The organism is Devosia sp. YR412 (assembly GCF_900110945.1).
In the GTDB taxonomy this organism is placed as follows: Bacteria; Pseudomonadota; Alphaproteobacteria; order Rhizobiales; family Devosiaceae; genus Devosia.
This window is the reverse complement of sequence record NZ_FOFL01000001.1, coordinates 798404-811107: the sequence shown is the minus strand read 5'-3', so window position 1 is coordinate 811107 and position 12704 is coordinate 798404. Positions and strand designations below refer to the sequence as shown.

The window sequence follows — 12704 nt, the reverse complement described above, 5'->3', positions numbered from 1 at the left end:
TGCACTAGGCCCGCACGGACTCCACGGCAATCGCCCTTCGTGCAGGGCTCCAATGTCTAGTCAATTTGGCTGCGCCAGGCTGTCGCATAGGCATCAAAGCCGGGGACGTCGAGCGCTTGCACCGGCTCTCCACCCGCCGCATGCCCATCGCCCGCGCCAAACAGCATGCTGGCCCCCAGGCTTGTCCCCGTCGCATCGCCCGATACCGTTACCTTGACGCCGGTCAACCGTGCCAGCGCCTGAGCAAACAAGGCGTTGCGCGCCAGCGGTCCCTCGATGATGATCTCCTTGCCCAGCCCGCACAGGCCGAGGCAAGCCTCGGTCACCAGCGCCAGATAGAGCGACACCGCCGCCGTCCGCTCGCCAGCCGACAGGTCCTCCGGCGCCCGCGTCCAGCGCCCCTTGGCATTGGGGAACGGCCCGACGCCCGGATTGAAGTTCGGCTGCACGCGGATGTCGTCACCAATCACCCGCGCAATATCGGCGTGGCTCGGCGTCTGGATTTCCGGCACCAACTGGTCGAACTCCCGCCCACCCATGAAACGCGCCGTCGGCACCGCGCGGCCGAAGGCATCCACATTGGCCAGACTATCCCGCGCCGGATCGAGATGGCTCACATCCCCGCCCACCGTCATGGCAATGGTCCAGGTGCCGGTCGAAATGATGGTGAACGGCGCCTCATGCGCCCCCAGATGCGGCAGCAGCGACGCATTGGAATCATGAATGCCGCAGGTGACCGGAATATCCGTCGTCAGGCCCGTCTCTTCGGCAGCCTCCGGCGTCAGGTAACCGATTACCGAAGCGGCCGGCTTCACCGCTGGAAACAGTTTCGCCCAGCCCTGCGCCGCCACCATGCCGGAAAAATCCGACCGTGGCGGCGCCCAGAGGTCGGTGTGGCAGCCCAGCGACGTCACTTCGCTGGCCAGAGCGCCGGTTAGCCGCCAGGCCCAATATTGCGGATAGGTCAGGATCGCGGTGACCCCGGCAAATTCCGGGAAAGTCTGCGCCTGCCAGAAAATTTGCGCCCCTAGGTTCAACCCGTTCGGCAGCCGCGGCGACAGCGTCTCGGCAAAATCCGGCCGCGCCTTGGCATATTCCGCAGCCGTCTGCTCCGGCCCATTATGCTCATAATCCAGCACCGGCAGCGCCAACGCATCGCCCGCCATCAGCGCCGCCGTCGCGCCATGCGTGGTGATGGAAATCCCCTCCACCCGATGCTCGGCATGCAGCGTGGTCAGGCTGTCGAGAATGAAGCGCCACAGCATCTCGACATCGGCATGCGGATAGACGCCCTCGCGCCGCACCACGTTAGGCGTAGACCGCACCGCCACCTGCTGCCGCGTGCCCGAGTCAATGAGAACCACCTTGGCATTGGTCTTGCCAATGTCGATGACGGCGATATGGCGGGGCAGGGACATGGCGGACGCTCGCGATGGATGACCCAGCGCAAATACTGCAAAACCCGCCGGTAAGCTAGGCTAACATGTTACAAACCGGCCGCAGGCAAAATAGCCCCGGCGGGGCGATTTTAGGTTTGGAAGCCATGAGGCCTGTGGCCGAATGGCCCAGACGCTCCACAGCCCCGATCTTACTTTACCACCAACACCGGCGTCGTCGATCGCGCCAACACTTCCGCCGCCTGGCTGCCCAGCAACAGGCGCCCCAGCCCGCGCCGCCCGTGCGAACCCATCACGATCAGGTCGGCGCCGCGCTCCTTGGCAGTATCGACGATGGCATCCGCCGCAATGCTGGACGAAACGTGCACCGTCTCAAGCATCACGCCGTCCGCCTCGGCCACCATGCGCCCCGCGTCCAGCGTCTCCTGCGCCGCCTTGGCCTGGATTTCCTCGAGGTCGGCAATCCAGCTGGTCGAATCCATCGCCCCCATGAATTCCGAGCCGGGCGTGATCAGCACGGCCGGTTCGGTCGCCGTCACCGCTGTCAGCGTGGCGCCCATTTCTCTGGCCAGCACCAGCGCATGGCGCAGCGCCTTGCTGGAGAGTTCCGATCCATCAATCCCGACGACAATGCTCTTGTACATGGCGACTCTCTTCCTGTTCAGAACCTATTCTATGCGCTCTGTGCGACACTGCAATTGACCTGGATCATGCCGCACGCATTGCCCAAATGCCCGTTCGGCACTATTTAGGCCGCATGCAGCAGCCCATTCCCGACCCCATTCAGCGCTCCCGCCGCTTCAGCGTTGCCCCGATGATCGATTGGACCGACCGGCACTGTCGCCAGCTCCATCGTCTGCTGACGCGCGACGCGCTGCTGTACACCGAAATGATCACCACCGGCGCCGTGGTGCATGGCGATGCGCAGCGCCACCTGCGCCTCAATCCCGATGAAGGCCTCGTCGCGCTGCAGCTCGGCGGCTCCGATCCGGCCGAACTGGCCCAGGCGGTGCGCCTCGCCGAGGCCCATGCCTATGCCGAGATCAACCTAAACGTCGGCTGCCCCTCAGATCGCGTACAGTCGGGCAAATTTGGCGCCTGCCTGATGGCCGAGCCCGAGCTCGTCGCCGATTGCGTCCGCGCCATGAAGGCCGCCACCGACCGCCCTGTCACCGTCAAATGCCGCATCGGCATCGATGACCAGGACGTCGAGGAAAGCCTCGATCGCTTTGCCGATGCCGTGGTCGCGGCTGGCGTCGATGCGCTCTATGTCCATGCCCGCAAGGCCTGGCTCAAGGGCCTCAGCCCCAAGGAAAACCGCACCATTCCCCCGCTCGACTACGACCGGGTGCATCGCCTCAAGGCGCGGCTTGCCTCGCTGCAGATGATGATCAATGGCGGCCTCGAAACGCTGGAGATGGCCGAAGCCGAAATGGCCCATATGGACGGCGTGATGCTCGGCCGCGCCGCCTATCACACGCCGATGCTGCTCGGCGAAGTCGACCGCCGCTTCTTCGGCGGGGACCGTGACGCGCCCAGCCTCGAGTCCGTCATGCTGGCCATGGCCGATTATGCCACGGCCGAGCTGGCCCAAGGCACGCGTCTCAACAACATTGCCCGCCATATGCTCGGCCTCGCCAATGGCCTGCCCGGCGCCCGCCAGTTCCGCCAGATCCTCAGCGTCGACGCCTGCAAGCCCGGCGCGGATGCGTCGGTTATGCTGCGCGCGCTGGAAGCCGTGCAACGCCCACGCCTCGCCGAAGCCAGCTAGTCTCTGCTGTTCCAGAAATCGGCTTGCAAGCCTGTCGCTTCAGCCTCCAGCAGCGGTCCCACCACCTCGGTCGGCCGCTGCCCTGCGGCAAACACTACCTCGCAGGGCAGGTCCAGCGTCGGGTTTTCGGGATTGTCGCCGGTCATCGCCTTGAGCCCGCGTTCGGTCTGGCCAAAAACCACCCGGCCGATGCCTGCCCAGTAGATCGCCCCGGCGCACATGGCGCAGGGCTCGGCCGAGGTGTAAAGCGTCGCGCCAGCCAGCACATGTAGGGCATAGGTCTTGCCGGCCCGCGTCGCCAACAGCTTTTCCGCATGCGCCGTCCGGTCATGGCCTTCCGCCGAAAAGCCATTGCCCTGTTCCATCAGCACCATGCCATTGCTGTCGGCCAGCACCGCGCCAAATGGATGGTCGCCCGCCTCGCGCGAACGCTGCGCCACGGCAAAGGAACGCCGCAGCAGATCTTCATCATAGGGACGGCTGGGCATGGGAATATCCTCGCAGCGTGATGCCATCAGGCTAGCGTCACCAGCAGCCTAGTCCAGCGCCATTCTTCGACGGCAAAACCTAGTCCGCCAGCTCCAGCGAATTCTGCGTCACCGAATAGCGGCTCAGCGTTTCAAGAAACGTCATGCCGAGCAAGCTCTGGCTCAGCGCATTTTCTTCGGTGACAAAGGCCACCACGCCCTCGCGCACGATGCCGCCGACCTCGATCCGGTCGAGCCGCACCCGCGCCGCGCGGCCCCTACCATTGGCCGTCGAGACGGGGATCGTATAGTTCAGCCGCTTGGTGGAAATTCCCGCCGCCTCGGCATCGGCCACCGTCAGCACCACGGCACTGGCGCCCGTGTCAAAAATCATCGGCGTGGTATGGCCATTGACCGTGGCATTGATCTCGAAATGTCCGCCCACACCGCGCCGGAAGGTCGCCAGCCCTTGGCTGGCATCGACCATGGCGACCCCCGGCTGGAACTCGCCGGCCACGCGCCCGGCCATGCTGGTCAGCTCGTCGCGATAGGCATAGGTCAGCGTCGCCACGCCAAAAATGCCGACCCAGAGCAGCAGGCTCCCCACCAGCTCGCCGAGCTTGCGCCGTCGCGTGAACAGCCCACCCGCAAAGACGATCAGGATCACCAGCAGCGGAATCAGCTGCGCCGTCTGTGCCTGCGTCAGGCCGACCAGCGTGCCCGCATCGGCACTGATCAACAGCGCCAGCCCCACCGCCACCACCAGCGCAATGCCGATAAAGATCATGCCCGCGCCCTCGACTTTCCCAAATCCATCAAGACGATAAAGGCATCATCGAAGTCAATTTCAAGGCTTCTGAATGGCCCGAGGGGACAAATCGCTCCTGTGGAGCAATTTGAGTGAAGAAGGCTATTAGAGCTACGCTCGCATGGCGGTAGCCATCCTTTTGGCTCTACCTTCCTGCTGTGGTCATTCATCACCCCACCCTCAATCCCTCCCCATTCAGGGGAGGGAAGCCCTCGCTCAGCGAACGCGATCTTTCTTATCCCTCCCCCTTGTGGGGAGGGTGGCCCCGAAGGGGTCGGATGGGGGTATTGGAGGCTCCCGTTCAGGCTAAGGGCAACAACACCGCCAGCACCGCAATCTCCACCAGCGCCCCCAGCGCCCCGATCAGATCCCCGGTTTGCCCGCCGACCATGCGCCGGCACAGCGCCGTCCAGCCGGCAATCACCATCACAGCCGCCAGCAGCGCCGCACCCAGTCCCAAAACACTCGTCGCCGGTCCCGCCAGCAGAAACAGCAGCACCACAGCAAACACCGCCCCCACGGCAAAGCTCCGCCCTGGCACCTGTCCCGCCGTCGCCGACGCCCCATCGCGCCGCACCGGCGGCAGCGCCACCGCCAGCCACAGCGCGCCCGATCGTCCGGCAATGTTCGCCGCCAGCCAGATCGCCCCCGCCGTCAGCGGATTGATCGCCGCAATCGCCCCGAGGCCCGTCACTCGCAACAGGACGAAAAGGCACAGCGCCGCCACGCCATAGGTGCCATGCCGGCTGTCCTTCATGATCTCCAGCCGCCGTTCGATTGTGTGCCCGCCAAACAGCCCATCCGCCGCATCCGCCAGCGCGTCCTCGGCCATTGCCCCGCTGGCAACAACCATGGCCCCCACCGCCAGCGCCGCCGCAAAATAGGCCGGCAGCCCGACCAGCGCCCCGCCGATCAGCAGCAAGACCGGCCCAAGACCGATCAGCACGCTGGCCAGCGGCAGCGCCATCGCGATCCGCCCCAGATCGGGCACCTGATGGGTCGAATCCCCCGTCGGCAGCCGCGAGAAAAACCGCAGCGCCATGATGACATCGGCCTTGAGGCCCAGGCCTTCGGTCACCGCGCGCTGGCGGGTCGGTTCCGCGGGTTCGACGGAAGGGTCTTCGGGGTTCAATTGCTTTTCATCCTGCAATCGGCAACAAGTCGGCCAACTCCTATCCCGAACCTCCGTGACACGCCATGCCCACGCTCAACCCTGCCTATGCCGATGTGATCGAGCTCCTGACGCTGCCCCCCGATGGCGACGAATCGGCCGTTGCCGCCGTCCGCGCGCGCGACGCACAGCTCACCAAACCGGCCGGCTCGCTCGGCGCTTTGGAAGGTCTCGTCGAATTTCTCGCCCGCTGGCAGGGCAGGGCAAAACCCCGTCTAGACAATCCCATGGTCACGATTTTCGCCGCCAATCACGGCGTCACCGATCAGGGCGTCTCGGCCTTCCCGCGCGAAGTCACCGCCCAGATGGTCGCCAATTTCACCAATGGCGGCGCTGCCATTTCCCAGATTTGCGCCCTGCATGAAATCAACCTGCGCGTCTTCGAACTAGCGCTGGAACTGCCCACCGGCGACATTACCCTCGAAGCCGCGCTCGACGACAAGATGTGCGCCGCCACCATTGCCTATGGCATGGAAGCCATTGCCGGTAAGCCCGACCTGATCTGCCTCGGCGAAATGGGTATCGGCAATACCACCGTCGCCGCCGCCATCTATGCCGCTCTTTATGGCGGCACCGGCGCCGACTGGGTCGGTCGCGGCACCGGCGTCGACGACCACGGTCTCGCCCGCAAGGCCGATGCCGTCGACCGCGCCCTGGCCCGCCACAAGGGCGAACTCGACCACCCGCTGTCCATTCTGGCTCGACTCGGCGGCCGCGAAATCGCCGCCATGCTCGGCGCCCTGATCGCCGCCCGCCACCAGAAGGTCCCGGTCATCATCGACGGCTTCGTCGCCACCGCTGCAGCCGCCATCGCTCACGCCGTCAACCCGGCCAGCATCGACCACTGCCTCTTCGCCCACGTCTCCGCCGAAACCGGCCACGCCCGCGCCCTTGAAGCCATGGGCCAGAAAGGCCTCCTCGACCTCGGCATGCGTCTCGGCGAAGGCTCCGGCGCCGCCCTGGCCGCCGTCCTCGCCAAGACAGCGCTCCACCTCCACAACAACATGGCGACCTTCGAAAGTGCAGCGGTGAGCGGCAAGGAAGGCTGACGCTGCAAGGCACGACCATGGCCGAGACCGACCTCTACCTCCCGCTGAAAGCCTTCATGGAAGGCGCCGGCTATGCCGTCAAAGGCGAGGTCAATGGCTGCGACCTCGTCGGCGTTAGGGATGGCGAGCCGCCGGCGGTCGTCGTCTGCGAGATGAAGCTGAGCTTTAATCTCGAACTGGTCATGCAAGGCGTCCAGCGCGCCGCCTATTGCGATGAGGTCTGGTTGGCGGCCCGCCTGTCTCGGTCCGGCAAGGGACGCGAACAGGATGCCCGCTTCCGCAATCTCTGCCGCCGGCTTGGATTCGGTCTCATCACCGTCGCCGAATCCGGCGATGTGGAAGTGGTGGTTGCCCCCTTTGCCGCCACGCCCCGCCGCGATGCCAAGCGCCGCTCCCGCCTGCTCGACGAACACAAGCGGCGGGTCGGGGATCCGCAGAAGGGCGGCGGTCGCGGCAAGCCCATCATGACTGCCTACCGGCAGGACTGCATTCTCTGCGCCACCGCGCTGCTCTCCGGATCACAAAGTCCCAGCCAGCTCAAAGCCATCGTCACGCGAGCGCCGACCATCCTGCGCAGCAATGTCCATGGCTGGTTCCAGCGCGAAAGCCGGGGCATCTACGGATTGACGGAACTGGGCCGGACAGCGGTGACGCCGCCAGCCGGAGGCGCCGCCTAGCCCGCTTCCGAGAAGATCTCGAGCCGATTGCGCTTTTCCACTACCGGTGCCAGCGCATCCATCACGCGTGCGCGGGGGAAGGTTGCGATCACTTCCGTGCCGAAGCGCAACTTGCTGAACAGGTCGAACCGCCCCTGATGCAGTTCCATGATCTTCTGGACGATCGGCAGGCCGAGGCCCGCGCCCTGTTCGGCTGTCTTCTGGGCCAGCGAGCCCTGACCGAACGAGGAGAGCACTGTCTCGATCTCGTCCTCCGGGATGCCCGGGCCATTGTCCTTGACCGACACCATCTGCCCGCCGTCGCCGCTGCGCGTGACCACCAACGTCACTTTGCCGGCCTGCGGCGTGAACTTGATGGCATTGCTCAAAAGGTTCAGCACCACCTGGCGGATGGCGCGCTCGTCGCCCCATAGCCGCGGCAGGTTGTTGCCCACATTATAGACCAGCTCGATGCCCTTGGCCTTGGCGCGCAATTCCATCATACGGCGGCAGTCTTCAGCGATATCGACCAGCGACACCACTTCTTCGTTCAGCTCATACTTGCCCGCCTCGATGCGGCTGAGGTCGAGCAGTTCGTTGATCAGGTTCAGCAGATGCTGGCCGCTGCCATGGATATCCCCGGCATATTCCTTGTACTGCGGCACATGATGCGGCCCCAACAGTTCCGATTTCAGCACTTCGGAAAAGCCGATGATGGCGTTCAGCGGCGTGCGCAGCTCATGGCTCATCGTGGCAAGGAACTGGCTCTTGGCGATATTGGCCTGCTCGGCATGGCGCCGCGCCTCGTCCGACATCTGCCGCGCTTCTTCCAGCTCGCCGATCAGCGCATCTTTTTCCGACTGGTGCGAAATGGTCTCGAGCTCTGCCGCATGCATCTGCCGCGCCAGATAGACAAAGAAGATCTCGCCGAACAGCACCACGGCGCCCAGAGTGTAATTGAGCGTACCGCCCAGGGCGATCAGATTGCCCGAAACGGTTAGCGTCACCGGCAGCGTGCTCATCAGCGTCGCGCTGGGCAGGGCGTGGCTCGCCACCGAATTGGCCGCCACCGAGACCAGCACCATGGCAAACATCACCGGTGTCAGCGTCTGTGCATCAGTCACCAGGGTAAACAGCGCCAGCGTCGACCAGGCCATGCCATAGACGGTCTCGCCGATGATGAAGGTCGTGGTCCATTGCCGCGCATTGAACTTGGTGGGGTCGCTGTTGCGGAAACGCTGCGCCATCAACACGACGATGAGCAGGCTCAGCACCACCAGCCCGGCCCACAGCGTGGTGAACACCACCGGCACCCAGAAGCTGGCCACCACGGCAAGAATGGAGACGATGCCGGCGATCGGCAGCGCGGCATTGAGCCGGCCCTGCGCATAATCCTGCATCAATTCGAAATCGAAATCGGCGCGCGTACCCGTGCTGGACGTCAGGCGCTGGCGCGCATCCAGCACAGTTTTCTGTGCAGCGCGCTTGCTGTCCCGTCCCATCTGAGAACGGACGTCATCGATGACAGCCGGCTGGGACGTCATGTACTCGTTACTCATTACTAACAATGCGAACTTAGGACGCGTCCGCTACTCTGGTTGTGACACTAGCGAGCGCGTAGTTAACGGGCGGTGAAATCCTGGCGCGACAATTCCGACGCATTGGTCTTTTCCGCACCCGCTTCGGTGCCCTGCTGGTCATCCTGCTGCTCGCCGGCATAGCCGTGCTGGTCGCGGCACTTGAGCCGGCTTCGCCGCCGCTGATCGGTCAGGCCCGTGCCAGCGACGGCGACAGTTTCCGCATGGGTGACATCCGCATCCGCCTGCTCGGTATCGACGCGCCCGAACTTGCCCAGCTCTGCGATGATGCCAAAGGCCAGTCAAGGCCCTGCGGCCGCACCGCCCGCGATCGCCTGGCGGGTCTGCTGGCGGCAGCGTCGGTGGATTGCCAGTCCGACGGCCACGACCAATATGGCCGCACCCTCGCCACCTGTTCGGTGCAGGGCCGCGACCTCGGCAGCATCATGGTCAGCGAGGGCCTCGCCATCTCATCCGGCGGCTATTGGCACGAAGAGGGCGAAGCACGGGCAGAGGGCAGGGGCATCTGGGCCGGCGGCTTTGACACGCCCAGTCAATGGCGCCGCGACAACGCCCGGCCGTCTGGTCTGTTCGACTGGTTGGGCAGCTTCTGGCGATGATATGGTTCACCGATGGTGAATCCGGTCGCATCACATAATCTGCGCAAGATTATTGCTAGTTCACCGCGGGTGTGGCAGGTATTCGTTCGAATTATCGGCGAATTAAGCCGAAAAGAGAAATCTGATTTCACGGGGGCATGATGGCACTGGACAAGATCGACCGCAAGATTCTCACCCTTCTGCAGAAGGATGCGACCATGCCGGTGGCAGAAATCGGCCGCAAGGTCGGCCTCTCCACCACGCCCTGCTGGCGCCGTATCCAGAAGATGGAAGAGGATGGCGTCATCCAGCGCCGCGTCGCCGTGCTCGACCCGGTCAAGGTCAATGTCGGCGTCACCGTCTTCGTCTCGGTCAAGACCAACGAGCACAATGAAGCCTGGATGCGCAAGTTCGCGGGCGTGATCGACGAATTCCCGGAAGTCGTTGAATTCTATCGCATGAGCGGCGATGTCGACTACCTGATGCGCGTCGTGGTGCCCGATATCCATGCCTATGACACCTTCTACAAGCGCCTGATCAGCAAGATCAATCTGACCGATGTGAGTTCGGCTTTCGCCATGGGCCAGATCAAATACACCACCGCCCTGCCGCTCGATTTCGCCATCGTCGTCGACGACGACAAGTAGCATTTCGAGGCGAACGTGCTGCTCGGTTTCGAACATATCGGCATGACCTCCGGTAATCTCGACCGGACCGTGGACTTCTATTGCGGTCTGCTCGGGCTGACCCTGGCCCTGCGCCAGAAAAGCCCGCGCGGCGAAGTCGCCTTCCTTGATACCGGCAGCGGCATGCTCGAAATATCGTGTCCGGTGGCCAACATAGCCCGCTCCCGCGACGTGCCGCCCCACGAAGCCGGCATGCGCCACCTGACCTTCGCCTTCGACGACATCGACGCCATGGTGGAAAAACTCGCCGCCGCCGGCATCGACATCGTCGAAGCCCCACGCCCCGCCATCTTCACCGACATGCTCCGCCGCGTCGCCTTCGTGCGTGATCCCGACGGGATCATCGTGGAACTGGTGGAGCGCGCCGACGGCCGGTAGCTAGAGCCCCGCCATCGCCTCCGCGACAATCGCCAGCATAGCCCGCCGCGTTCCGTCTGACGCCACCACCGTCAGCCGCTGCACGCTGTGGTCATTGTAGAGGCTGACCATGAAGTCCTCCACGGCCAACGCGCCATAGTCGGCGATCGGCACTTCGACTGCCTCCGTCACCAACCGCGCCCGCCCGGAACACAGGTCCATGATCTGCCCCAGGGCAGGGGACGCCTCTGCAACATCCGCCCGATAGGCCAGGATATCCTCGGCGGCTGGATCATTGGCAAAATTTCGATCCACATAGGCATCCAGCAGAGCCGCAACCAGCATGGCCTTGCGCGCCGAGAGTGGCGCGGCCTGCAGGGCGCGCCACTCGGCGTCGAGATAGTCCCGATGCTGTCGAAGGTTATCCAAGATGCTGGCTGAAGAAGGCGAGCGTACGCGCCTGGGCCTTTTCGCAGGCCGCGGCATTAAAGCTCGCCGGGCGGCCGCTGTTGCAGAAGCCGTGGCCGGCTGGATAGGTGTATATGTCAGCTTCGGGATGCCGGGCCTTCAGCGCCTCGATCTGCTCCAGCGGAATACCGCTGTCCTGATCGCCGAAATGCATCTCGGTCGGAATGCGCGGCGCCAGCTCGACATAGTTCGGCACGCCACCGCCATAATAGCCCGAGGCCGCGCTCAGCCCCATGCCCTCATGCGCGGCAGCACGCCAGCTAACGGCGCCACCAAAGCAATAGCCCGTGATGCCGACCTTACCGCCTTCGGAGGCTTTGCCAATCGCTGCGGCCACGTCGAGCAGCGCCGTCTTGTGGTCGAACTTCTTCATCAGCTCGCCGATCACGGCGAACTGTTCCGGTCCATAATTATTGCTCTCATAGCCAAACTCGACCCGGTCGAACATGGCCGGCGCCACCGTGAGAAAGCCCTCGCTCGCATAGCGGTCGACTTCGCTGCGGATCCAGTCGTTAAGACCCCAGACCTCCTGGATCAGCACGACGGCGCCGCGCGGCTTGCCCTCGGGTTTGGCCACATAGGCATTGAGCGTAAAGCCATCGCTGGCCGTAATCGTCGTCCGTTCGCCCATTCTAGCCTCCTGTAACACTCATATGCCGCCCCAGCGCCGGCTCAGTCCGGCTGCGGTCGATAACAAAATCATGCCCCTTGGGCTTGATAGCCATGGCATGGTCCATCGCGGCGTCCAGCGCCTCCGGGCCACCATCGCGCAAAGCGTCGCGCAGGTTGACCTGGTCTTCCTGGCCCAGGCACAGGAACAGCTGGCCCGTCGCCGTCAGGCGCACACGGTTGCAGCTTTCGCAGAAATTATGGCTCATCGGGGTGATGAAGCCCAAAACGCCGCCGGTTTCGGCGACATGGGAATAGCGCGCCGGTCCGCCGGTCTTCTTGTCCAGCCGGGTCAGCGTATAGCGCCGCGAAAGCGTGTCATGCAGCTCGCGCAGCGGCAAATAGCTGTCCACCCGGTCGATGCCCACTTCGCCCAGCGGCATGCCCTCGATCAGCGTCAGGCCCATGCTCCGCCCATGTGCCCAGGCCATCATGGGCTCGATCTCGTCGTCATTGACGCCGCGCATCGCCACCATGTTGATCTTGATCGCCAGGCCTGCGTCCTGCGCCGCGTCGATCCCGTCGAGTACATCGGCAATCCGCCCGCGCCGCGTGATGTCCTTGAAGCGCTGCTCGTCCAGCGTATCCAGCGACACATTGAGCCGCCGCACACCGGCGTGGAACAGGCCCTGCGCATGCTTGCGCAACTGGCTGCCATTGGTGGTGAGCGTCAGCTCATCCAGCCCATGGCCGATACGCTGTCCCAGCGTGTCTACCAGCTTCATGATATCTCGCCGCACTAGCGGCTCGCCGCCGGTCAGCCTGATCTTGGTCGTGCCCCGCGCGATGAAGGCGCCGGCGATCGCCTCGATCTCCTCAAAGCTCAGCACGTCCCGTTTGGGCAGGAAGGTCATGTCTTCGGCCATGCAATAGACGCAGCGGAAATCGCAGCGATCCGTCACCGAAATGCGCAAATAGGAAATCTGTCGCCCGAAACGGTCGATCAGCGGTCGGGCAGGGGTGGCGGCAGCGGTCATCGGACAAATCTATAGCCTGCCGTTCGGCTTTCAAAGCCCGGCACAAACAAAA

Annotated in this window: 15 protein-coding genes; 6 read left to right on the top strand and 9 right to left on the bottom strand. The window is 64.2% G+C overall.

Annotation, left to right across the window (positions count from 1 at the left end; all coding sequences use genetic code 11):
* Positions 1-56: 56 nt before the first annotated feature.
* Both BM045_RS03900 and BM045_RS03895 read right to left on the bottom strand, forming a co-directional pair.
* Positions 57-1418, bottom strand: a complete 1362-nt coding sequence (locus BM045_RS03900) for an FGGY-family carbohydrate kinase (protein ID WP_170848357.1) — start codon at positions 1416-1418, stop codon at positions 57-59.
* A 170-nt stretch (positions 1419-1588) separates the two neighbouring features.
* A complete protein-coding gene (locus BM045_RS03895; RefSeq protein WP_092179817.1) occupies positions 1589-2041 on the bottom strand; it encodes a universal stress protein in 453 nt (150 codons plus the stop codon).
* A gap of 113 nt (positions 2042-2154) precedes the next feature.
* Between BM045_RS03895 and dusA the strand changes: the two genes are divergently transcribed.
* Complete coding sequence (dusA, locus tag BM045_RS03890; RefSeq protein ID WP_092179815.1) at positions 2155-3168, top strand: tRNA dihydrouridine(20/20a) synthase DusA; 1014 nt, start codon at positions 2155-2157, stop codon at positions 3166-3168.
* Here dusA and BM045_RS03885 read toward each other — a convergent pair.
* From BM045_RS03885 to BM045_RS03875, 3 genes are all read right to left on the bottom strand, one after another.
* On the bottom strand, positions 3165-3656 hold the full coding sequence (locus BM045_RS03885) for a nucleoside deaminase (protein WP_092179813.1): 492 nt from the start codon (positions 3654-3656) through the stop codon (positions 3165-3167). The genes dusA and BM045_RS03885 overlap by 4 nt on opposite strands.
* 79 nt (positions 3657-3735) lie before the next feature.
* Complete coding sequence (locus BM045_RS03880; protein WP_092179811.1) at positions 3736-4422, bottom strand: retropepsin-like aspartic protease family protein; 687 nt, start codon at positions 4420-4422, stop codon at positions 3736-3738.
* 322 nt (positions 4423-4744) lie between these two features.
* Positions 4745-5575 carry an adenosylcobinamide-GDP ribazoletransferase gene (locus BM045_RS03875; protein ID WP_139198692.1) on the bottom strand — a complete coding sequence of 277 codons (831 nt, stop codon included), beginning with the start codon at positions 5573-5575 and terminating at the stop codon, positions 4745-4747.
* A gap of 65 nt (positions 5576-5640) precedes the next feature.
* On the opposite strand from BM045_RS03875, the gene cobT reads away from it, so the two are divergent.
* On the top strand, positions 5641-6663 hold the full coding sequence (gene cobT, locus BM045_RS03870; RefSeq protein WP_092179807.1) for a nicotinate-nucleotide--dimethylbenzimidazole phosphoribosyltransferase: 1023 nt from the start codon (positions 5641-5643) through the stop codon (positions 6661-6663).
* A 17-nt stretch (positions 6664-6680) separates the two neighbouring features.
* Complete coding sequence (locus BM045_RS03865; protein WP_092179805.1) at positions 6681-7340, top strand: DUF2161 domain-containing phosphodiesterase; 660 nt, start codon at positions 6681-6683, stop codon at positions 7338-7340.
* On the opposite strand, the gene BM045_RS03860 is transcribed toward BM045_RS03865, so the two are convergent.
* Positions 7337-8863, bottom strand: coding sequence for a sensor histidine kinase (locus tag BM045_RS03860; protein WP_092179803.1), 1527 nt, complete (start codon positions 8861-8863; stop codon positions 7337-7339). The genes BM045_RS03865 and BM045_RS03860 overlap by 4 nt on opposite strands.
* 179 nt (positions 8864-9042) lie before the next feature.
* Here BM045_RS03860 and BM045_RS03855 point away from each other — a divergent pair, with 179 nt between their 5' ends.
* The 3 genes from BM045_RS03855 (at position 9043) to BM045_RS03845 (ending at position 10559) form a co-directional block, all read left to right on the top strand.
* Complete coding sequence (locus BM045_RS03855; protein WP_092179802.1) at positions 9043-9516, top strand: thermonuclease family protein; 474 nt, start codon at positions 9043-9045, stop codon at positions 9514-9516.
* Between the two features lie 146 nt (positions 9517-9662).
* On the top strand, positions 9663-10142 hold the full coding sequence (locus BM045_RS03850) for an Lrp/AsnC family transcriptional regulator (protein ID WP_092180915.1): 480 nt from the start codon (positions 9663-9665) through the stop codon (positions 10140-10142).
* Between the two features lie 15 nt (positions 10143-10157).
* On the top strand, positions 10158-10559 hold the full coding sequence (locus BM045_RS03845; RefSeq protein WP_092179800.1) for a VOC family protein: 402 nt from the start codon (positions 10158-10160) through the stop codon (positions 10557-10559).
* Here the strand turns inward: BM045_RS03845 and BM045_RS03840 are convergent, their stop codons facing one another.
* The 3 genes from BM045_RS03840 to moaA are packed head-to-tail and all read right to left on the bottom strand — an operon-like array spanning position 10560 to position 12652.
* Positions 10560-10967: a hypothetical protein gene (locus tag BM045_RS03840; RefSeq protein WP_092179798.1), complete on the bottom strand. Its 408-nt coding sequence runs from the start codon at positions 10965-10967 to the stop codon at positions 10560-10562.
* Positions 10960-11637 carry a dienelactone hydrolase family protein gene (locus tag BM045_RS03835; protein ID WP_092179796.1) on the bottom strand — a complete coding sequence of 226 codons (678 nt, stop codon included), beginning with the start codon at positions 11635-11637 and terminating at the stop codon, positions 10960-10962. The genes BM045_RS03840 and BM045_RS03835 overlap by 8 nt, the downstream gene beginning before the upstream one ends.
* Before the next feature lies 1 nt (position 11638).
* Positions 11639-12652, bottom strand: coding sequence for a GTP 3',8-cyclase MoaA (gene moaA / locus BM045_RS03830; RefSeq protein ID WP_092179794.1), 1014 nt, complete (start codon positions 12650-12652; stop codon positions 11639-11641).
* Between the last annotated feature and the right edge of the window lie 52 nt (positions 12653-12704).